The organism is Polymorphospora sp. NPDC051019 (assembly GCF_040683055.1).
GTDB classification, from domain to species: Bacteria; Actinomycetota; Actinomycetes; order Mycobacteriales; family Micromonosporaceae; genus Polymorphospora; species Polymorphospora lycopeni.
The window spans coordinates 130,002-149,932 of sequence record NZ_JBFBCH010000008.1 but is presented as its reverse complement, the minus strand read 5'-3'; the positions used below and the strand labels follow the sequence as shown (position 1 = coordinate 149,932).

18 protein-coding genes are annotated in these 19,931 nt (G+C 72.6%); 8 read left to right on the top strand and 10 right to left on the bottom strand.

Annotated features, from left to right (window positions below):
* Nucleotides 1-41: 41 nt before the first annotated feature.
* Nucleotides 42-629 (bottom strand): CGNR zinc finger domain-containing protein, encoded by a 588-nt coding sequence (locus tag AB0M79_RS16995; protein WP_364213984.1) that lies wholly within the window; start codon nt 627-629, stop codon nt 42-44.
* 61 nt (nt 630-690) lie between these two features.
* Here AB0M79_RS16995 and AB0M79_RS16990 point away from each other — a divergent pair, with 61 nt between their 5' ends.
* Together AB0M79_RS16990 and AB0M79_RS16985 are read left to right on the top strand one after the other, a co-directional pair.
* A complete protein-coding gene (locus AB0M79_RS16990) occupies nt 691-1,974 on the top strand; it encodes an MFS transporter (protein ID WP_364213981.1) in 1,284 nt (427 codons plus the stop codon).
* 22 nt (nt 1,975-1,996) lie between these two features.
* Nucleotides 1,997-2,260 carry a transcriptional regulator gene (locus tag AB0M79_RS16985; protein WP_364213978.1) on the top strand — a complete coding sequence of 88 codons (264 nt, stop codon included), beginning with the start codon at nt 1,997-1,999 and terminating at the stop codon, nt 2,258-2,260.
* A gap of 97 nt (nt 2,261-2,357) precedes the next feature.
* On the opposite strand, the gene AB0M79_RS16980 is transcribed toward AB0M79_RS16985, so the two are convergent.
* Nucleotides 2,358-3,152 carry a methyltransferase domain-containing protein gene (locus tag AB0M79_RS16980; RefSeq protein ID WP_364214269.1) on the bottom strand — a complete coding sequence of 265 codons (795 nt, stop codon included), beginning with the start codon at nt 3,150-3,152 and terminating at the stop codon, nt 2,358-2,360.
* Nucleotides 3,153-3,805: 653 nt separating this feature from the next.
* Between AB0M79_RS16980 and AB0M79_RS16975 the strand changes: the two genes are divergently transcribed.
* Nucleotides 3,806-4,537, top strand: coding sequence for a FadR/GntR family transcriptional regulator (locus AB0M79_RS16975; RefSeq protein ID WP_364213975.1), 732 nt, complete (start codon nt 3,806-3,808; stop codon nt 4,535-4,537).
* A 143-nt stretch (nt 4,538-4,680) separates the two neighbouring features.
* Here the strand turns inward: AB0M79_RS16975 and AB0M79_RS16970 are convergent, their stop codons facing one another.
* Entirely contained in the window at nt 4,681-5,289 is a 609-nt protein-coding gene (locus tag AB0M79_RS16970) for an SAM-dependent methyltransferase (RefSeq protein WP_364213972.1), read from the bottom strand.
* Between the two features lie 260 nt (nt 5,290-5,549).
* Nucleotides 5,550-7,988, bottom strand: a complete 2,439-nt coding sequence (locus AB0M79_RS16965; protein WP_364213969.1) for a pyruvate dehydrogenase — start codon at nt 7,986-7,988, stop codon at nt 5,550-5,552.
* Between the two features lie 243 nt (nt 7,989-8,231).
* Here AB0M79_RS16965 and AB0M79_RS16960 point away from each other — a divergent pair, with 243 nt between their 5' ends.
* A complete protein-coding gene (locus AB0M79_RS16960) occupies nt 8,232-8,795 on the top strand; it encodes a hypothetical protein (protein WP_364213966.1) in 564 nt (187 codons plus the stop codon).
* Nucleotides 8,796-8,814: 19 nt separating this feature from the next.
* Here AB0M79_RS16960 and AB0M79_RS16955 read toward each other — a convergent pair whose 3' ends face one another.
* Complete coding sequence (locus AB0M79_RS16955) at nt 8,815-9,750, bottom strand: TerC family protein (protein WP_364213963.1); 936 nt, start codon at nt 9,748-9,750, stop codon at nt 8,815-8,817.
* A gap of 260 nt (nt 9,751-10,010) precedes the next feature.
* Here AB0M79_RS16955 and AB0M79_RS16950 point away from each other — a divergent pair, with 260 nt between their 5' ends.
* The 3 genes from AB0M79_RS16950 to AB0M79_RS16940 all read left to right on the top strand — a co-directional run bounded on the left by AB0M79_RS16950 (nt 10,011) and on the right by AB0M79_RS16940 (nt 12,510).
* Nucleotides 10,011-10,763 (top strand): BTAD domain-containing putative transcriptional regulator, encoded by a 753-nt coding sequence (locus tag AB0M79_RS16950; RefSeq protein WP_364213960.1) that lies wholly within the window; start codon nt 10,011-10,013, stop codon nt 10,761-10,763.
* Between the two features lie 438 nt (nt 10,764-11,201).
* On the top strand, nt 11,202-12,020 hold the full coding sequence (locus tag AB0M79_RS16945) for a hypothetical protein (protein ID WP_364213956.1): 819 nt from the start codon (nt 11,202-11,204) through the stop codon (nt 12,018-12,020).
* A gap of 16 nt (nt 12,021-12,036) precedes the next feature.
* The gene (locus tag AB0M79_RS16940) at nt 12,037-12,510 is read left to right on the top strand and encodes a hypothetical protein (RefSeq protein WP_364213953.1); all 474 of its coding nucleotides are present in this window, start codon (nt 12,037-12,039) and stop codon (nt 12,508-12,510) included.
* Between the two features lie 60 nt (nt 12,511-12,570).
* On the opposite strand, the gene AB0M79_RS16935 is transcribed toward AB0M79_RS16940, so the two are convergent.
* From AB0M79_RS16935 to AB0M79_RS16925, 3 genes are read right to left on the bottom strand one after another with little or no spacing between them, the layout of a single operon-like run.
* Nucleotides 12,571-13,638, bottom strand: a complete 1,068-nt coding sequence (locus AB0M79_RS16935) for a hypothetical protein (protein WP_364213950.1) — start codon at nt 13,636-13,638, stop codon at nt 12,571-12,573.
* Nucleotides 13,635-14,366, bottom strand: coding sequence for a hypothetical protein (locus AB0M79_RS16930; protein WP_364213947.1), 732 nt, complete (start codon nt 14,364-14,366; stop codon nt 13,635-13,637). The genes AB0M79_RS16935 and AB0M79_RS16930 overlap by 4 nt, the downstream gene beginning before the upstream one ends.
* A 4-nt stretch (nt 14,367-14,370) precedes the next feature.
* Nucleotides 14,371-15,957: a protein kinase gene (locus tag AB0M79_RS16925; RefSeq protein WP_364213944.1), complete on the bottom strand. Its 1,587-nt coding sequence runs from the start codon at nt 15,955-15,957 to the stop codon at nt 14,371-14,373.
* Nucleotides 15,958-16,163: 206 nt separating this feature from the next.
* On the opposite strand from AB0M79_RS16925, the gene AB0M79_RS16920 reads away from it, so the two are divergent.
* On the top strand, nt 16,164-16,877 hold the full coding sequence (locus AB0M79_RS16920; RefSeq protein ID WP_364213941.1) for a hypothetical protein: 714 nt from the start codon (nt 16,164-16,166) through the stop codon (nt 16,875-16,877).
* A gap of 170 nt (nt 16,878-17,047) precedes the next feature.
* On the opposite strand, the gene AB0M79_RS16915 is transcribed toward AB0M79_RS16920, so the two are convergent.
* Nucleotides 17,048-18,172: a M14 family zinc carboxypeptidase gene (locus tag AB0M79_RS16915; RefSeq protein ID WP_364213938.1), complete on the bottom strand. Its 1,125-nt coding sequence runs from the start codon at nt 18,170-18,172 to the stop codon at nt 17,048-17,050.
* A 1,019-nt stretch (nt 18,173-19,191) separates the two neighbouring features.
* Entirely contained in the window at nt 19,192-19,890 is a 699-nt protein-coding gene (locus tag AB0M79_RS16910) for a fasciclin domain-containing protein (RefSeq protein WP_364213935.1), read from the bottom strand.
* Nucleotides 19,891-19,931 lie beyond the last annotated feature (41 nt).

Sequence of the window (19,931 nt, the reverse complement as noted above, 5' to 3'; positions counted from 1 at the left end):
GCGCACAACCGTTTACGCGGAGCACCGAAGCTCCGCCGTCGTCACCTGCGGGCGGGTACGACGCTGGCGTTGACCGGCCGGCTCCGCCCCCGGTAGGCGCGCATCTTGGCGCGGCTGCCGCAGATGCTCATCGTGCACCAGCGGCTGCGGCCGGCCGGGCTGTGGTCGTAGTAGACCCATCGGCAGTCGTGGGCGCCGCAGGCCTTCAGGCGGGGCCAGGTGCGGTCGGCGGCGGCGGCGAGGATCCGGGCCGCGAGTGCGGCGGTGAGGGCGGACAGGCCGGTGAGCCCGGGGCGCGGCAGGGCACGGGCCTGCCCACCTGCGTCGACCGAGAGCACGAGCGGCGCCCCGTCCAGCATCGCGTCGAGGACGGCGAGGCTGGCCGCCGGGATCTCGACGCCGGTGTGCGCCTCGCACACGTCGCGTAGCGCCTCGCGGAGCCGGCGGGCCTCGGCGATGTCGGTCTCGTCGAACCACACGTCGGTGAGCCCGTGGGCGGCGCAGAGGGCGGTGAGGTCGTCGGGGCCGCCCAGGCCGTCGCGCCCGCCGGCGAGGTCGGCGGTGTTGGCGAAATCCTGCACGAGCGTGAGCGCGCCGGGTGCCGGTGCGCGGTCGCCTGGCTGCGTCATGACTACACGTTACCGCTGTGGCATCATCATGCGGTAACCGTTACTGGAAGGGAACCCCCAAGTGGTAACGAAGACCGGCCTTCTGCGCCGCAACCAGGACTTCCGGCGGTTCTGGTTCGGCCACACCGCGTCGGTCGCCGGCACGCACGTCACGGCGGTGGCGCTGCCGCTGCTGGCGACGCTGACCCTCGACGCGGGCGCGGCCGGGGTCGCCGCCATCGCCACCGCCACGTTCCTGCCCAACCTGCTGCTGTCGCTGTTCGTCGGCCACTGGCTGGAGCGGCGCCGGCGCCGGCAGGTCATGGTGGTGACCGACATCGTGCGGGCGGTCGCGCTGGCCGCCGTACCGGTGGCCTATGTGGTCGACCTGCTCTCGATTCCGTTGCTGGTCGTGGTGGCGTTCGTCGTCGGGGCCGCCAGCGTGGTCTTCGAGCTGGCGAGCTTCGCATACGTCCCGACGCTGGTCGAGGAGGACGACCTGCCGGCGGCGAACCAGGCGACGCAGGGGTCGACGACGGCGGCGCAGGTGGCCGGGCCGGGACTGGCCGGCGGGCTGGCCCAGCTCGTCGGTCCGGCGATGGCGGTGGCGCTGGACGCGGTCAGCTACGTGCTGAGCGCCTTCGGTGTGGCCGGGGCGCGCCGTCCCGAACCCCCGCCACCGCCGGTGGCGGGCCGGCCCGGGCTGCTGGAGGGGCTGCGGGCCGTCGCGGTCAACCCGTTCCTGCGGGCGCTGGCCGCGTACGCGACCGTCTACAACGGGGCGTTCCAGATCCTGACGGTCAACCTCGTCGTCTTCGCCGTCACCGACCGGGGCCTCAACGCCGGCATGTTCGGGCTGGCCCTGTCCGCCGCGGGAGTCGGCGCGTTCATCGGCACGATGCTGGCGCTGCGGCTGACCGGCCGGATCGGCTACGGGCGCGGATTCATCGTGGGCATGCTCCTGTCCTGCGGGTTCCCGCTGGTGATCGCGGTGCTGCCGGGCACCGGCACGGTGCTCGCCGCCGGGTTGGCCGCCGTGCAACTGGTCAGCGGGATCGGGCTCGGCATCGCCAACGTCCTGTCGGTCACCCTGCGCCAGATCGTGGTGCCGCGCGGCTCGCTGGCCCGCACCAACGCCGGCTACCGGCTGCTGATCTACGGCATCCTGCCGCTGGGCAGCGCGGCCGGCGGGTTCGTCGGCCAGGCTGCCGGCAGCCGCGCGGGCGTGGCCGTGGGCGCGGTCGGGTTGGCCCTGTCCGGCCTGCCGATGCTCACCCGCCGGATGCGGACGCTCAAGAGCCCGCACGACGTCCGGCCGCCCGCCCCGCCCGCCGCGGCGCCGGTTTCCGAAGGTGTGACAGCTTGAACCCGCCGCCTACGGTGCGGGGATGGCCCTTCCGTCCACGCCTGACAAGATCGCCAAGACCCGCACGGTCAGCGCCGAGGCGATCCTGCGCAACCAGGTCGACCTGCGCGCATATCCGTTCCGGCACGTGTCGGTGGTCGCCCGCCACGGTTTCTCGGGCGGGACGTCCCCGGTCACGGAAGTGCTCATGGCGGTCGAGGTGTTGCAGCAGGCCGGCTGGGAGTTGGTCAACGTGTCGGAGTTCAGCAACGGCCGCTTCGTGCACGGCATCGTGCGCCGGCGCTGAGGCACCCGGGTGGGCCGGGTCGACGTCGGGCCGCTCCCGCGTCCGGGGTCGTACCGGCACCGGAGCGGCTGTCGCCGTCCGGGATGGAGTCGGCGCGTCAGGCCGGCACCCGGCAGACGATCTCGCCGTGCGGGACGGCGAACCAGCCGTCGGCGGCCTCGACCCACTCCCGCCAGCCGGCCGCGATGCGCCGCAGGTCGTCGTCGGTGGCGCCGAGCGCCCGGAGTTGGCGGGCCAGGTCCGACCGGGTGACCCGCTCGGCCCAGTTTCCGCCCCACCACCGGCGGTCGTCGGGTTCGGCGAAGCACCAGACGCCGGCGGTGGCGGTCACGTCGGTGAACCCGGCCACCCTGGCCCAGGACAGCAGCCGCCGGCCGGCGTCCGGCTCGGCGCCGTTGGCGCGGGCCGCCCGCCGGTAGAGGTCGAGCCATTCGTCGAGTTCCGGCACCTGCGGAAACCAGGCGAACGCGGCGTAGTCGGCGTCGCGGGCGGCGACCACGCCGCCGGGTCTGGTCACCCGGCGCATCTCGGCGAGCGCCCGGACCGGGTCGGCGACGTGTTGCAGGACCTGGTGGGCGTGTACGACGTCGAAGCTGCCGTCGGGAAAGTGCAGCTCGTGTACGTCGGCGACGGCGAAGTCGATGTTCCGCTGGCCGCGGGCGGCCGCCTCGTCGCGGGCCAGGCCGAGCGCGGCGGCGGTGATCTCGACGGCGGTGACCCGGCCCGGGGCGACCCGGGCGGCGAGGTCGGCGGTGATGGTGCCGGGCCCACATCCGACGTCGAGGACGGACATGCCGGGGACGAGGTGGGGCAGCAGGTAGGCGGCGGAGTTGTCGGCGGTTCGCCACCGGTGCACGCGCAGCACCGACTCGTGGTGGCCGTGGGTGTAGATCGTCATGTCGCCCGCCTCTCCTCGTCGAGGCGTCGACACTATCCCCCCGCTCCCATTTCTCGGGACAGCCATCTCACATCATGGTTCGTCCGAGAAGGCCGGAACGACCTTGAAAGGAGCAGGTAAATTGCTGGTCATCGGCGGGCAGAAGACACGGTTCCCGCATTCCGGAACACGAACACCCTCCACCGGTGGCGGCCTTCCGACAGCTCCGCTTCCAGCCCGGAAACGGCATGCCGATGGTCGACTTCATCGCCCCGGCACCACACCCGATCGGCGCTTTATCGCCTCCATGATCAGCGACTATTCCGGGGCACGCTTCCGCCCGCGCCGTCGACCGGTGGTCACGGTTCCCGGCACCTCCGGCGCGGATGGCCGGCGGGCCTCGATGCCTTGCGCCGTACGGCCCGCGGGCCGCGCCGGCCGGCCTCGGAACGTACCGGCGTCACGACCGGACGGGGGTCGGCGTAATATCAGCGGACGTACTTTTTGCGCAGTCGGGCAACCATTCTTCAACCTTTACGTCTTACAATAGCGCCATGGCCACCCGCCGACCTCGGTCCTCATCTTCAACAATGCCAACCGGGCCGCAACGATCCGGTCCATCAGCAGCGAAACTGCCTGTCTCGCGAATTCGTCCGGCTTATGTTCAAGTGGCTGACCAACTGCGCGAGGCGATCGTCACCGGTTCACTGCGGCCGGGTGACCGGCTGCCCATCGAGCCGGAACTGTCGACGATCTTCGGGGTCAGCCGGAGCACGATCCGCGAGGCCCTGCGCCTCCTGTCGTCCCAGGATCTGGTGAGCACCAGCCGCGGGATCAACGGCGGCACCTTCGTGATGGCGGCCGACCCCGCCAAGCTGCGCGAATACCTCACCACCCGGCTCGGCCTGCTCAGCGGCGCCCAGGTGATCTCCGTACGCGAACTGCTCGAGGCACGCGAGATGTTCGAGGTGCCGGCGGCCCGGCTGGCCGCCCGGCTGCGTAGCGAAGACGAACTGGACGAGCTGACCGCCTGCGTCGCGGAGGAGAGCGCCCTCGCCGAGCGCGGCGGCGACTTCGAGCCGCACCGCGCGTTCCACTCGCTGGTACTCAAGGCGGCGAGGAACCAACTGCTGCCGCTCACCGTCGAGCCGATCTTCCAGGTGCTGCGCACGCGGTTCCTGCGCCCGGCGGCCCCGGCCCAGTTCTGGCGCGAGACCGCCCACGACCACGCGCAGATCCTGCGACACATCCGCTCCGGTGACGAGGAGGGCGCCGCCGTCGCCATGCGGCAACACCTGGACCACCTCGCCCGCACCTACGTCGACCTGCACGTCGAGCCGGCGGTCGATCCACTCACCGCGTTGTCGTCCCGCCCGGCCGGCGGTCGCCCGTTCGGCTGACCGGCCCGACCACCGGCCGGGCCGACCACCGGCCGGCCCCGCCGAGGAACAGACCGGCCGTCGAACACCCGGCCGGCCGAAGACCGGTCGACGGCGGTCCGGCCCGGCCGTCGGCCGGGCCGGTTCCGCCCGCCGTCAGCCGCTCACGGCAGGGAGCGCGGCCGGCGGGCGAAGTACACGGTCGCCGGGGGCAGGTTCGCCCACACGGTACGGCCGCTGACCACCTCCTCGAAGCCGGCCCGCAGCCCGTGCAGCAGCCGGCGGGCGGGCGGCGCCCAGCGGGTCCAGGTGTACGCGAACTGGGTCAGGACGCCCTGGGCGGTCAGCACCGAGGCGAGGGTGTGCACCAGCGGCGGGCCGTCGCTGTCCGCCTCGTAGGCGAACCAGGGCAGGCCGCTGACGATGACGTCGGCCCGGTCGATGCCGTACCCGGCGAGGATCTGCGGCAGGTCGCCGGCTCTGCCGCGGGCGACCTCCACCCCGGGGAACCGGGCGGCGAGGTGGTCGGCCATGGTCGGGTTGAGCTCGACGGCCAACTGCCGCCCGCGTCCGGCGAGCCGCTGTTCGATCGCCCGGGTGAACGCGCCGGTGCCGGGCCCCAGCTCGACCACCACCGGCTCGCCCCGCTCGGGGATCGGCAGGGCCATCTGGTCGGCGAGTGCCGTACCGCTCGGGGCGACCGCGGCGGTCCGGGTCGGCGCCCGGAGGAACTCGCGCAGGAACAGCGAGCCGTCGGTCTTCGTACTGGTCATGTAACTCCTGTCGGGCCTGCGGCCGGGGGTGGCCGAGGATTACTTCGTTGCCGGCTCCGCCGGCCGGTCGCGTACCGGCCGGATCGGCCACCCGGCATCCGTGTTGGCATGCGGGGTGTCGGGGGTGGTGCCGGATGCGACCCGGGACCGGCCGGCGGCTGGTTTCGTGGCCGGGGGTCCGGGTCCGCGCGACTGGCGGGGGCGCTCCGGCCAGGCGGTCACCGGGTTCGGTGGCCGCCTGGCCGGGCTTCAGACTGTGGTCATTCGGCCGCCATGTGGTGGGTCGATTCCGCGGTGTGGCTGAGTTCGAGGGCGGCCAGCGCGGCGTTGACGATACTGCCCGGGTCGAGGTCGTGCGCCCGGTAGAGGTCGGCGACGGTGCCGGACTGGCCGAACGAGTCGACGCCGAGCGGCACGCAGTGCACGCCGAGCGCGGCGCCGAGCCAGGCCATGGCGTGGGATGCTCCATCATGGACGGTGACGACGGGTCCGCGGGTGCCGCCGAAGGCGGCCCGCAGCGCCCCGGCGGTGCTCGGCGTGGTCGCCGTACGGATGCCCTGGCGCAGGGTCCGCTGCCACGCCGAGTAGAGCCGGTCGGCGCTGGTCACGTCGACGACGTGGGCGGCGACGCCCTCGTTCATCAGCTCGGCCGCCGCGGCCAGCACCTCGGGCAGCACCGCGCCGGAGGCGGCCAGCACCACCGACGGCGCCGGTTCGCCGCCGGGCCGCGACCGCAGGTGCGGGGCGCTGTCGTACGGGTCGAGCAGCCGGTAGGCGCCGGCGAGCACCTGCCGGCGCAGCACGACGTCGCCGAGCCGCTGCCGGGCGGCCTCGAACGGGGCCTGGTCGAGCGGCCGCGTCGAGAGCCGGAAGTAGTACGACGCGGCCTCGGCGGGGGCGGCGGTGGTCGGGGTGTCGCCGCCGGCGGCGATGTGGCCGACCGCGTCGCACAGCAGCCAGTCGAGCGCGGTGCCGTACGCCGGCTCGACCAGCGTCACCCCGGGCAGTTCGAGGCCGACGCTGGGGGTGATGGTCGACTGGTGGGCGCCGCCCTCGGGGGCCAGGGTCACCCCGGACGGGGTGCCGGCGACGATGAACCGGGCCCCGGAGTAGACCGAGTAGACGAAGGCATCGAGTCCACGTAGGACGAACGGGTCGTAGACGGTGCCGATCGGGATCAGCGGCTGGTGCGACAGGTCCCAGGCCAGGCCGAGCTGGCCGAGCAGCAGGAAGAGGTTCATCTCGCTGATGCCCAGCTCGATGTGCTGCCCCTTCGGGCTCTCGGTCCACTTCAGCGCCGGGTCGACCGACCAGGCGCGCTGCTCGACCGGGTGGAAGACGCCCATCCGGTTGATGAACCCGGCGAGGTTGGTCGACGTCGCCACGTCGGGCGCGGTGCTGACCAGGTAGGGCGCCAGGTCGGCGTCGCGGGACAGGTCGACCAGGGTGCGGCCGAACACCTCCTGCGTCGACACCGGCTTGCGGCCGGCCCGGCCGGCCCCGGTCGCCTCCGGTACGGTCACCGCCAGCCGCCGCGGCGCCGGTTCGAGCCGCAGCGCCTCCTGCCGCCGGTTGCACCAGATGCCCTCGCCCGACGCGGCGTCGAACCGGTCCCACTCGGTGTCGTCGGCCAGCCCGGTCGCCTCCCGCAGCGCGGCGATCTGCTCGCCGCCGAGCAGTTGCGAGTGGTTGCGCGGGTTGCCGGCGATCGGCAGCCCCCACCCCTTGACCGTGTACGCGAACACCACGCTCGGCCGGTCGGTGACCCGGTCGCACTCGGCGAACGCGTCGAGCAGGCTGGCCAGGTCGTGCCCGCCGAGATCGGTGACGGCGGCGAACACCTCCTCGTCGGACAGGTCGGCGAGCAGGTCGACGACGGCCGCGGGCGCGTCCTCGGTGAACCGGCTCCGGGCCTCCCCCGGGTTCAGCGCGAACAGCGACTGGTAGCGCTCGTTCGGCATCCCCTCGATCCAGCGGCGCAGCGCGTCGCCGCCGGGCCGGGTGAACAGTTCGCCGAGCCGGCCGCCGAAGCGCAGTTCGACGACGTGCCAGCCGGCCGCCTGGAACTGCGCCGACCACTGCCCGATCCGTACGCCGGGCACCACCCGGTCCAGCGACTGCCGGTTGAAGTCGACGACCCACATGACGTTGCCGAGGCCCTGGGTCGCCGGGTCGGCGATCGCCTCCCAGATGTTGCCCTCGTCGAGTTCGGCGTCGCCGAGCAGGGCGACGAACCGGGCCGGCGGGCGGGGGCCGAAGTGCGCGTCGACGTACCGGCGGGTGACCGCGCCGAACAGCGGCGCGGCGGCGCCGAGCCCGACCGAGCCGGTGGAGAAGTCGACCCGGTCCGGGTCCTTGGTCCGCGACGGGTACGACTGCAGCCCGCCGTACGAGCGCAGCCGGGTCAGGTAGGAGCGGTCCAGGTTGCCGAGCAGGTAGTTGATGGCGTGCAGCACCGGGGAGGCGTGCGGTTTGACGCTGACCCGGTCGGCGGCGTCGAGGTGGGCGAAGTAGAGGGCGGTCATCAGCGACACCATCGACGCGCTGGAGGCCTGGTGCCCACCAACCTTGACACCCTCGGTGTTCGGCCGCTCACGGTTGGCCGCGTCGACCATCCGGACGGCCAGCCACAGCACCCGGCGCTGGATCGCGTCGAGTGTCGCCAGGTCCGGTACGGGCTGGGCGGGTGCGGTCGACATGTGCTCTTCCCCTTCGACGGTCGGTCGCTGGTGCGGGTCGGTCCGCCGACACCGGGCCCGCCGGTACTCGTGGTCGGCGGTCCGTGGCTCGGCCGGGACAGTCTGACCGAGCGGACGGCGTGCGTGAAGTCCCCCGGTTGTCCGCCCTGCCCGAAGTGCCGGTGCGGACCGCCCCGGCACCGTCCGGAGCGGCAGAATGACCCGCGACGGCACCGTGGCGACCCGGCGGACCGGAGGAGCGGCATGCGGTACGGCGGAAAACTCACTCCCGAGCAGTTTCGGCGCATGCTCGACGAGCAGCAGCGCGAGATCGCCCGGCACCTGCCGGCGCTGCCGCTCTACGGGCTCGACGGCTGGGCCGGTCTTCGCCTCGTCGACGAGTGCGGCCTGGAGAGCGGGGTGTTGCAGGCCATCGGTCTCGCGCACGGCCGGCCGAAAGGACCGGGTCCGTACGTCCGGGTGGTCACGGCCCGGGTGGGCGCCGTGCACGTGGCGCGGGAGCGGCGGCGGGCGCTGGCGTTGGCGCGCGAGCGGCCGACGGCGGAGGTGTTCGACCGGGTCGACGCCGCGCTGCGGGTGGAGGTGCCCGGGGCCGTCACGATCGTGGTCGACGGCGAGCCACGGGAGTTCGCCCGGTGGCCGCACGACGGCGGGTGGATCGCCGAGGCGGTGCTCGGCGACCACCCGGTCGTCGTGGAGGCGACGGGTGTCGGGCCCGACGCGGTCCGGCTGATCCGGGTACGTGACTTCGGTGCGTACCTGGACGGGCGCCGGGCCTTCCTGGACAGCGTGGCCGGCGACGGCTGATCCGGTCGCCGGCCGGTTCTCAGCCGCGGCCGGACCGGCCGCCGCGCCCGCCCTTGCCGGGCCGGTTGGTGTTGCCCGGCCGCCCGCTGCGGTTCGGCTGTCCGGCCCTGCCCTGCTGGCCGGCGTTGCCGGGCTGCTTGGGGAGTTGGGTCTTCTGTCCGCTCGGGCGGGCCGTGGCGGGTGCGGCCCCGCCCTGCGCTTCGCCGTTCTTGACGTACGTCGGGTGCAGGTGCACCGGCGCGGAGCGTTCGCGCTTCTGCCGGGACCGGACCCGCAGGTTGAGGAACTCGACGAAGATCGAGAACGCGATGGGGCCGTAGACGTAGCCCTTGGGGATGTGCTGGTCGAGTCCTTCGGCGACGAGGCTGGCGCCGATCAGCACCAGGAACGCCAGGGCCAGCATCTTGACCGTCGGGTGCTTGTTGACGAAGTTGCTGACCGCGCTGGCCGACACCAGCATGATGACCATCGCGACGACGACCGCGGCGACCATCACGGCCAGTTCGTCGACCATGCCGACGGCGGTGATGACCGAGTCGAGCGAGAACACGATGTCGAGGACGAGGATCTGGGCGATGACGGAGGCGAACGAGGCGGCCTTGCTCTTCTTGCCGTGGTCGTCGCCCTCGAGGTGTTCGTGGATCTCGTACGTCGCCTTGGCGACCAGGAACAGACCGCCGATCAACAGGATCAGGTCGCGGCCGGAGATCTCCTGCCCGAAGACGGTGAACAGTGGTGCCGTCAGCCCGATCACCCAGGACAGCGAGGCGAGCAGGAGCAGTCGGGTGATCAGGGCGAGCGCCAGACCGATGGTCCGGGCCCTGGCCCGCTGGTGCTCCGGCAGCCGGCCGGACAGGATCGAGATGAACACGATGTTGTCGATGCCGAGCACGATTTCGAGCAGGAGCAGGGTCGCGAACGCGATCCAGATCTCCGGGCTGGCCAACAGCTCCATTTCGCTCCAATTGTCCAAAGATCAACCGCAGTCAACGCCATAGAGTACGGCCTGATTCCGCATCCGGCACGACGGGAGGGCTCGGCTCGCGGGCGGCGGATCGTACCCAGCCCGGTGGGCGAGGCAAGGGTGGCCGAGCGGAATCACTCGATCAGCGCACTGTGTCGCACATCTATTTACAATCCGTGTCCACGCGGTGACTCTTTGGAGGCAAGCTCCGCCGCGCGGCACCCCCGCCGCACCGGGCAGCCAGGAGGACCATGCGACCCGGCGAAGAGCCTCAGCCGTCCGCGCCCGATTCGCCGCCGCTGCGCCTGCAACTCCTCGGCGCGTTCCGGGTACGACGTGACGGCACCCCGCTGGTACTGCCGGCGAGCGCCGCCCGGCTACTGGCCGCGCTCGCCCTGCACGACGTCACCGAACGGCAGGAACTCGCCGGCCGGCTGTGGCCGGACGCCACCCAGCGCCGGGCCAACGCCGACCTGCGTACCGCCCTGTGGCGGCTGCAGAAGGTCGAGCCCCGGCTGGTGGTCAGCACCCGGCACCTGCTCGCCCTGGCCGACCCGGTCGAACTCGACGTACGCCTCGTCGAGCGGTGGGCACTGGCCGCGGTGCGGCCCGGCCGCGACCCCGCGGAACTGGGCACGCCGCCCCCGGTCACCACCGTCCGCACCCTGCTGCCCGGCTTCGACGACGAGTGGGTCGAGCAGCCGCGCGAACGCCTGCGGCTGCTACAGGTGCAGGCGTTCGAGTCGACCGCCGCACAGCTGCTGGCCGCCGGGCAGGCCGGGCCGGCGCTGCCGCACATCCTCCAGGCCGCCCAGGCCGACCCGCTGCGGGAGAGCGCCAACCAACTGCTGATCGAGACCCACCTCCGGCAGGGCAACGTCGCCGAGGCGCTACGCCAGTACCACCGCTACCGCGGCCACCTCGCCACCCTGGGGGTCGCGCCCGGCCTGGGCGTCACCAACCTGATCGCCCGGCACCTGCCCACCGGCACCGCCCGCGGCTGACCCACCGCCCTCCACGGCGGCCCGCCCGTGGCGCACGCCCCACCCCGCCCGCGGCGCCCGGCCCGTCCCGCCCCGCCTGTGGCACACGCCCCGCCCCGCTTCGTGATCGTCTGCGGTTCAGGCGCTTCCGGCCCGGCGTGTCAACCGCCTGAGCCACAAACGATCGAGGTCGACACGAGCCCCACGCGCCGCTGCCCGAGGTCACGGTGACGCACCGGTGACACGGCGTACGCGCACGGTCGCCCCCGGCGTCGGACCCGCCGCGCTCCCGCACCCCCGACGGACGCCGGCTCGGGACGTACGGGCGGCATCGCGGTGACGCGGCGGTGACCCGGCGACGGCCGGGGCACGGCGGCCGGGCGACGCCGCCGACACGCCCCACCCGGTCTGCTGTGCCCATCGCCCCGACCGGCGGGGCGGCAACCGAAAGGAGCGGTCATGGTCTATTCGGCCGGACCGAAGAACATCTCCCTGACCTCGGTGGGCTTCCGCTCGCAGCACGACCCGACGCTCGACCAGCCCGGCGTGATGTCGTACGCGACCGGCGACGCCGGCCTCAACCCGGCGGGCGTGCTGCCGGCCACCCCGCAGGCCTTCGCCGCCGTCGCCGGCACCCGTCCCGCCGGGGACGGCCCGCCGAGCCTGTGGGACCAGCAGGAGGCGTGGCAGAACTCGCTGCTGTTCGCGCAGGACGCCAACTCCGGGCAGAAGCTGACCGACCCGTCCAAGCCGGCGTACTGGACGGGCCTCCAGAAGCACCTCGCCCAGTGCGGCTGGACGACGACCAGCTACGAGAGCCTGAAGTGGGACCAGAGCAAGTCCGGCACCTCGATCAACGTCATCGGCATCATGGCCGACATCCTCGGCGCCTATCTCGGCATCACGGCCGGCTCCATCGAGTCGATGTTCGCCGCGCTCAAGGACGCCGCCGACCCCGGCGCGACCAACTTCCGCAATGTCTGGTGGCAGTCCGCCTCGGTGCACGAGCACCGGGTGCAGGCCGCTGTCGGGCCGCTGACCATCGACCAGTCGACCGGCATGGCCAAGATCTGGCTCGTCTACTACAGCTTCGACTTCTCGGCCAGCAGCTTCGAGTCGCTGTTCGTCGAGCACGACTCGTCCACCTTCAAGGTCGACTCGTTCGGCGTCCAGCTCGGCCTCGCCTGGGACGGCTGGCTGGCCGTCAAGGACCAGGTCACGGCCGCCACCAGCAAGGTCGCCAAGGACAGCATCGCCAACACCGTACTCGCCGACTGAACCGGAGAAGCCAACAATGATCATCACCGTGTGCACCGACGACGACCTCCTCGTCCGCGAGGCCGAGAAACAGTCCAGGCAGAACCCCCGGGTGTACGGGACCACGTACCGCGTCTTCAGCCAGGTCATCCCCCGGCTCGGCGTCGACGAGGACCTGTTCGTCTCCTCCCACGGCGCGTACGACGGCACCGGCTGGATCTCCCCGCCCCAGCCGGTGATCGGTGACAAGAAGAAGGACCTCTTCCTCACCGCCGGTGACCTGTACGTCAACCTCGAACACCTGCTGCCCGCCGACTACCGGGGCCGGATCTTCGTCTCGGCCTGCGAGTCGGCCGACGCCGGCGGCCCGGCGGCGATGTCCTTCGTGGACCGGCTGGCGACCACCCTCGGCGCGCACGGCCACGGCGACATCGCCGTGTACGGCCAGCGCGGCGCGGTCGGCATGCGGATCCCGGCGCCGAACGACCCCGGCTGGATCCGCGCCGCGTAACGCCTTCCACTCCCCCCGAGGGTCGGGCACCGGGCCAGCCACCCGGTGCCCGACCCGCGTTCACCCGGCGGGCAGATTGGCCAGCAGCCGGGCCGCGGTCTTCCGGGCCCGCTCCAGGTCGGGGACGGTGAGCGTGCCACGGTGCACGGCGTCGAACGCCAACCGGTTGAGGTCCAGCGCGGCCCGCCGGCAGTCCCGGTTGGCCCAGCCCTGCGTCGCCGGATCGTGGCCCAGGACGGCCAGGCAGAACCGGAAGTCGCGCAGCCGCCGGCCGGGCTTGTGACCGGCCTCCCGGCGCCGCCGGTTGACCACCGTCAACCAGTCCGGACCGTGGTACGCGACGAGCCTGCGCTCCAGCAGCGGGGCGACCTTTCGCGCGGTGTCCTCGACCACCGCCTCCACCTGGCGGGCGATCGTGACGGCCCGGGTGTCCGGTCCACCGGCCTCCGGTCGACCAGCCGCCGCCCGCGGCGGCGGTGCAGGCCGCGCCGCCGGCGCGGGCCGCGCCGCCGGGGGTGTATCGGGCGCCACAGCCGGCATCTCCGCCGGCTCCGGCGCCGGGGCGCCGGATCGCGCCGGGCGGGGAGGCGGATCGGGGCCGGGCTTCCCGGCCGGGGCAGGACGCGGGCGGGACCGGGAACCCGGACCGGGCGGTGCAGCCGGTGGCTGCCGGAACGGTGGCGGGGTGGCTCGCCGGTCCGCCGTTGGCGGCGCCACGGGTTCTCCCCGTACCGCCCGGATCGACTGCCGTAGCGGCGCCGTGACCAGCACGCCGACCGCGAAGGCGGCGAGCCCGGCGGCAAGCGGCCCCCGCAGGGGATCGCCGGTGTGCGGCACGTTGGCGAGCAGGACCGGGTCGAGTGTGCTCAGCAGCATGGCGAGTGGGACGACGGCCCGTGGCCCGCGTCGTCGGGCCGGCAGCCAGCGCCAGGCCAGCCCGAGCGAGGCGATCGGCCAGGCCGCGAACATCGCCAGGTCGGCCTGTGTCGACGGCAGCGGCACGCCCAGGTCGGCGGCGGCGTGTCGGCTGGCCGAGGCGAGCGCGGCCGTACCGATCGCCAGGCCGGCACCGACGGCCAGCAGCCAGCGGATCCCCAGCCAGGTGTCCGGCTCGGTCGGCGGCCTCACGGGGCATCCGGTCCGTCGTGCGCCGGCCCGGGTTCGGCGGGCCGGTCGAGGTCGGCGGCACTGATGACGCGCATGGCGAGCAGCCATTCGCACAGCGGGCGCCGCGCGTCGCCCTCGCCTTCCAGGCCGAGTACGCCGGCGGCGACCAGCTGCTCGCGTACCCGCTCGACCCGGCGGACCACCTGGGTACGGGTCAGTCCGAGGCGGTCGGCGACCTCGTTGTACGTGCGCGGGCGCGGGTCGTAGTGCGGGTAGGGGCGCAGGTAGCCACGGGCCATCGCCACCAGCACCGCGCGCTGCCGCGGGGTGAGCGCGGGCACCTGGTTGCGGGTGCTGTGCGGGTCGACGGGGGCCGGCACGGTCGGCTGTTCCGGCGCCGCCGCCGGGGTCAGCACGAGCGCGTACGTCCACGCCTGCCCGGCCACCAGGACCGTCGTGTGTGGATGGTCGACGGTGCGGGAGCTGGACGGCCAGCCGGCGGCGGCGACCGGCAGCGGGGTCGCGAAGCCGTACGCGTCGACGAGGTGCAGGGTCCGTTTCCGACTGAGGTTGGTGACCTGCCAACCGGAGCCGTCGTGGTGCACCCGGCCGGCGGTACGGCTGATGCCCAGATCCGTGGCGTCGAGGCGGACGGTGCAGGAGGCGTCCCGCCCGAAGGTCAGCGCCTGCCCCGGCAGCAGGGTGTGCCGCCGGTCGTCGATCCGCACGGTGAGCGAGTCGTCGGACATGGCGTCACTTCGTCAGGATCGGGTCGGCGAACACGGTGGTGACCCCGCAGTTCCAGCCCCCGGCGATCTCGGCCTCGATGCGCAGCCGGAAGGCGCCGGTGAGGTCGGCCTCGACGGTTCCGGTCGCGGCGAGGCGAACGGTGGCGCTGTCCTGCCGTTCGTCGTCGACGTAGACGACGAACGTCGCGGAACTTCCGGAGTCGGATTCGTCGTCGAGGCCGACGGTGCTGCGGAAGCGGGTGTAGTCGTAGCCGAGGTGGTATTCGAGACTGACGCCGTAGCAGCTGCGGGAGATGCTCGACGGGTATTCCCGGTCGTCGATGGTCGCGACGCCGATCTCCTCGTCCATGTTGGGCTTCTCGCGTGCCTTGAGGGAGACGAGGTAGACCTCGGTTCCCCGCGCGTCCGGTCCCGGCGTCGGGGAATCACCGCTCGGGCCGGGTGCCGGGGAGGCGGTGCCGCCGGGCTGCTCCGGGCCGCCGGTCGGGTCTCCCGCACCGGCCGTACTGCCGCTTTCGGCCCGGTCGCCGGCGTTCTCGCCACCGAGCAGGCTGACCGCGCCGAGGACACCGGCGACCAACACCAGGGCGAGTGCGGCCCCGGCCACGGCCAGCCACCACGGCCTCGGCCGCCGGTCGCCTCCGGCGGAAACGCCGGCGGGCACCGGGCCGCCGGCCGAGGCACCGGACGGCGCGGCGCCGGGGCGCATCGGCGGGAGGCCGGTCGGCGTCGTGGTCGTCGTGGAGGTCTGCGCCCGCAGGTTACGTACCCATTCCCCGGCCGCCGGCCGGGCGGCCGGATCGTCGGCGAAGATCCGCAGCGCGTGGTCGAGCAGTGGGGTCGGGCCGAACACGGCGTGCAGACCGGCGGCGCGGGCGTCGGCCGTGGCGGGCGGGTGGGCGCCGGTCAGCAGGAAATAGGCCAGGCCGCCGAACGCGTAGCGGTCGGAGGCTGGGCTGTAGGCGCCGTCGCGGAGCACCTCGGGGGCGATGTAGCCCTGGGTGCCGGCCGGCAGGTTGGTGACGTGGCTGCTCATCCGGAACAGTCCGAAGTCGACGAGAACGGCCTGCCCGTCCCGGTTGACGATGACGTTGGCGGGGCTGATGTCGCCGTGGACGACCGGCCGCCGCGACGGGGTGGCCTTTCCGGAGTGCAGCCAGTCGAGGACGTCGGCGACCTGGGTGAGGCAGGTGAAGACGGCCGCCGGCGGGCCGGACTGCCGGGCCGGCCAGTCGCGCAGGTCGGTGCCCTCGATCCAGTTCATCACCAGGTAGAGGGCTGTCTCGGTGGGGTCGGCCGCGCCGGCGTGGTGCATCCGCGCACCCTCGAAGGCGGCGTGTACGCCGACTACGCCCGGGTGCCGGATCAGCCGCAACAGGTCCGTCTGTTCGATCCACCGGCTGCGCCAGGCCGCCCGGTCCTCGTGGGCCGAGCGGAGCACCTTGACGGCGACCTTCTCCCGCTCGGCGCCCAGGGCCACGTCGGCCTGCCAGAGTTCCGCCTCACCGCCACCGCCGACCTGCCGCAACAGGCGGTACTTGTCCGGCTCCTCCGGCGGGCCGACGAAGAAATAGGTGGTGCCTCCGGGCATGGTCACTCCCCCGAGCCGAATCGGCTGTCCACATCACCGGGTAGCCTGCCCGACCACAATGGACCCGTCCAGGGGTAGCCCTACCCCTCACGGCGGTCGTGACACCGCTGCGCGAGGGGCGCACGCGGTGTTACCGTCCGGGCCGTGAATCAAGCAGCCGTGGCCTCGCCCATAGGCCAGGTGTCGCCGACGGGTGGGGATCAGTGGTGACCCTGCCCGGCTACCTCGACGGTTACCAGCCACCGGTCGACGCCTCCGTGCTGGTCGACGCGACCGCGTGGTTGGACGATCCGGTCTTCTGGCCCGCCCTGCTGTGGTCGGTCGGCGGTTCGCCCACCGCCGTGGAAGGGTTCGACGTCGACCCGGCGGACGTCGACGCGATGCTCTCCGAGATGGACCGGCCGGACCGGTGGCCGGTGGTGTCGCTGCACCTCGGCGATGGTCACCTGGCGCATCTGGTGTGGCGCAACTTCCCGGACGAATCGGGGCAGGACTACCTCGTCACGCTCCCTGACGTCGACGAACCGGTGCTGGTCGCCGCTCTCGAGGGCAATTTCCGGGGACCGGCGCTGTCCTGGCGTGAACTGGCCACCGTCGCCGCCGGTGCCGGCTCCGCGCCGGACGCCGCCCGCCGGTTGCTCGTGCTTCTGCCGGCCATCGGGGATGCACACCTGCCCGCCCAGGCCACCGAGGTCGTCGCCGGGGCCCTGGCGGCGCTCGGCTGCCACCGCCGGCAGGCGGAGATCGCCGACGAGCTGCTCGCGGCGAGCGAACGGTTCTGGGGTGCCATCGAATGGGGGGACCGGGACGGTGTTCCGGTCTGCCTGGGCTCACACAGTGATCGGGGGTTCGGCCGGCCGCTGGCGGAGCTACGGTCGATCGCGCGGGCGTTCCAGGGGCGGCCGGCCGGGCCACGGTAGGCGCGGCGGGTCCGAGCGGCGGCGAGCCCGAAACGCGGTGCAGCCACCGCCTACCGTGTCCGCTGAACGCGGGGGCCGTACACGGTGGGCGGTGGCTGCTCCGGACCGGCGGGCTGGGGAGGTACCGCCCGGTCCGGGCCCCTTGGTCAAGGGGTCAGCGCTGCGCGGAATCAGGTCCGGGGAACGTTCCGCCGCTCCGGGATCGCGTCGTAGCGGGCCGGGTCGATGGTGTCCAGGGTTTCGTCGGTGATGGAGTCGATGATGCCGGTCATGCCGGTCACCAGCTGCTTGGTCAGCATGCCGTGCTGCTTCTGGCCCCACGACTGGGTCTGGCCACGCGTCTCGAACAGGATGGTCGCGCTGCCACGCAGGGCGAACGAGCCGAGCGCGGTGCCGGGCAGGTTCGTGTTCTGCGGGTAGAGGGTCACCTTGCTCTGCGGCGAGTTGCCCGACTGGAGGGCGTCGTACACGGCGACGTTGATCCGGCGCGACGCGTCGTAGTTGAACTTGGGCCAGTTGCCGTGCTGCGCGGGGTTGGAGATGAACCGGCCCGAGATGGACAGGGTGGTGTAGTCGTCCATGCCCTCGCCGGTGTAGCAGGCGCCCTGGTTGTGCAGGTCGACGAAGACGTCGACGGTGCCGAACTCCTGCTCCAGCGCCCGGTACACGTTGCGGGAGGTCTGCGCCTCCGGCGTGATGTACCAGCCGACGGAGGCGCTGTTGCCCGGGAAGTCGGCGGCCTGCGGCACGTAGTCGAGGTTGGGGTTGAAGTCGCGGTTGACGTCGAAGCCGCCGACCCGCGTGTTGTAGTTCCACGACGGCGAGGCGCCCGCGAGCTGCGGGAAGTCGGCGACGACGTCGTTCCAGGTCCGGGCGTTCTGCCGGGTGTCGAGTTCGCTGCCGTCGGCGTTGAGCTTGGGTACGACGACGACGGTCACCGCCTCGCGGATCTCGGCGGACCGCTTGGAGTTGTTGCCGAGGGTCTTGAGAAGGTCGAGCGCGGCGGCGGTGCCGTGCATCTCGTTGCCGTGGATCTGGCTCTGGACGTAGACGACGGTGTCGCCCTCACCTACCCGGGCGGACCAGATCTCGCGGCCCTGGTTCGAGTATCCGGCAACGTCGACGCTGACCTTGCCACCACTCGTCGCCTCGATCTGTTCGAGGCTCCGCTTCAGTTCCGCGTGGCTGATGAAGCCGGAAACCGGCCCATTGCCGGTCTCGTTCCCGCAATGCGACTCGAGGGGTTGGGCGAATGCCGGAGTGGTGAGCACGGCGGCGACGCCGGGGACACCCACCAGCGCCGCCGCGGCCACCGCAAGGTGGCGCTTGACGCGGCTCGTTGACTGTGGCGGCAGTGAACGACGCACAGTTTACCTCCGATTCAAAGGAGTGGATCTTGTCGGTCAGCTAAGCACATGGCGAGACAGTGAGCAATAGATCTCGGCGCAATGAAATTGCACCGTCCAGAACCCGAACGATGCTCACGCATGACGCTTTCGGCAATCAAAGACCGACAATTGACAGCTCATGATCATCCGTGCCCGGATCGACATTTCGAAGCACGACGTCCGACTTACCGGATTTGAGTGAAATGTGACATGCGAAGAGAGTCCCGCTGACGGGACAATGCTGCCCCACTCTCGCGACAACCGATATCGCTTCCCAAAATGCGAACAACACTCACGCTGAATGCACTCGCCCGGCACGACAACCGGAGTGGATCGTGCACAGTGGATCGTCCCCGGTGGTCGGATATCGATTCCCCGAAAGCGTGCGCCTTCAGCCCGGGCAACGACGGCTCCGGCCGGTCGTCAGCGGCGGGGCCCGCCGGGCAGCTGGCCGTGTTGATCACCAGCCGGTGCGGGCGGTCGCCGCAGGACGTGACGCGCTGGTGGCGACCGGCATGATGCCGGCCGCGACCGGCGCGGGGTCGCTGACCGAGCGACTGGGCAACCGCTCCGGTCCGCGACGTTTCAGCGGCTCACCCTGCCCTCGCGGCATCACCCGCCGGACGTGACCGACAACGGGTGGGCGGGACCTGGACGCCCGGGTGGGCAAGCGTCCACAGGTCGGCCCGGACGCGGGACGGGCTCGGCATCAGCCGGCCGCGGACGCGATCCGTATCTCCGAACCAGCCGCTCGTGGCTCTCCACGGAGTGGGGATCGGGGCGCGGGCGTCGTCGGGGCAGGATCGGCCGCGCGGCCTGCGGCGGGCAGCGGTGCCCGACGCCCGCGCGCGGCCGCGCGCCACGTGCCCCGGGGCCACCGGCGTAAGGCGCCGTACGGCCGTCGGGCAGATCCGCCCCTTGTCCCGTCAGTGGCCGATGTGGTCGTCCTCGTGGGCCGTCGTGGGCAGGTCGCCGAGAACCTTGTCGATTACGTGGATCCGGGCGTTCGTGGCCCGGTAGTCCACGCACAGCGTCTGGGCGTCCCCGGCGATCCGGGCCATGGCGCCGTCCGCGGCCACCGTGGCCTCGGTGCCGTCGAGCGTGGTGATGTTGCCGGCGGTCACGAGGTCGGCGAGGGAGTGGGCACCGTCGATCAGGTGGGCGCGGAGCAGTGCACGCAGGTCGTCCGGACGGCTGAGGATCAGTTCGTCCCAGTTCGCCGCGGAGAACTTCCGGAGAAAAGCGTCGTCGGTCGGTGCCAGGATGGTCAGCCCCTCCATCCCCCGCAGATCGGTCGCGAGTCCGGAGGCCCGCACGGCCGCCTCGAAGGCGGTGAGTACGGTGATCCACTGCAGGGCCACGTCGACCGGCTCACCGGTCAGGGAGGCCGGGTTCCCCGGCTCGGTGCCGGTCGGCAGGACCTCGCAGAGGGGCCCGGTGACGATGGGGCTGGCGGGCGCCGTCGAGCCGGCGGCCGAATCGTCGCCCTTGCCCGTACAACCGGCGAGGACCACCAGACACAGCAGGGATGCGGCGACGCCGCGGGCGCGTACGGCGAGGCCACGGTCCCGGGGGTGCCGAGGGGACCGGGTGGGGCGACCGGGGCGCCGGGCTGAACTGGTCACAAGGATCTCCATGATCGACTCATACCAGGACCGTACCGGCG

Excerpts from the sequence above, each read along its gene's own strand:
- AB0M79_RS16995 (WP_364213984.1), bottom strand. The coding sequence starts at position 629 with ATGACGCAGCCAGGCGACCGCGCACCGGCACCCGGCGCGCTCACGCTC.
- AB0M79_RS16985 (WP_364213978.1), top strand. The coding sequence starts at position 1,997 with ATGGCCCTTCCGTCCACGCCTGACAAGATCGCCAAGACCCGCACGGTC.
- AB0M79_RS16970 (WP_364213972.1), bottom strand. The coding sequence starts at position 5,289 with ATGACCAGTACGAAGACCGACGGCTCGCTGTTCCTGCGCGAGTTCCTC.
- AB0M79_RS16965 (WP_364213969.1), bottom strand. The coding sequence starts at position 7,988 with ATGTCGACCGCACCCGCCCAGCCCGTACCGGACCTGGCGACACTCGAC.
- AB0M79_RS16960 (WP_364213966.1), top strand. The coding sequence starts at position 8,232 with ATGCGGTACGGCGGAAAACTCACTCCCGAGCAGTTTCGGCGCATGCTC.
- AB0M79_RS16955 (WP_364213963.1), bottom strand. The coding sequence starts at position 9,750 with ATGGAGCTGTTGGCCAGCCCGGAGATCTGGATCGCGTTCGCGACCCTG.
- AB0M79_RS16950 (WP_364213960.1), top strand. The coding sequence starts at position 10,011 with ATGCGACCCGGCGAAGAGCCTCAGCCGTCCGCGCCCGATTCGCCGCCG.
- AB0M79_RS16945 (WP_364213956.1), top strand. The coding sequence starts at position 11,202 with ATGGTCTATTCGGCCGGACCGAAGAACATCTCCCTGACCTCGGTGGGC.
- AB0M79_RS16940 (WP_364213953.1), top strand. The coding sequence starts at position 12,037 with ATGATCATCACCGTGTGCACCGACGACGACCTCCTCGTCCGCGAGGCC.
- AB0M79_RS16930 (WP_364213947.1), bottom strand. The coding sequence starts at position 14,366 with ATGTCCGACGACTCGCTCACCGTGCGGATCGACGACCGGCGGCACACC.
- AB0M79_RS16925 (WP_364213944.1), bottom strand. The coding sequence starts at position 15,957 with ATGCCCGGAGGCACCACCTATTTCTTCGTCGGCCCGCCGGAGGAGCCG.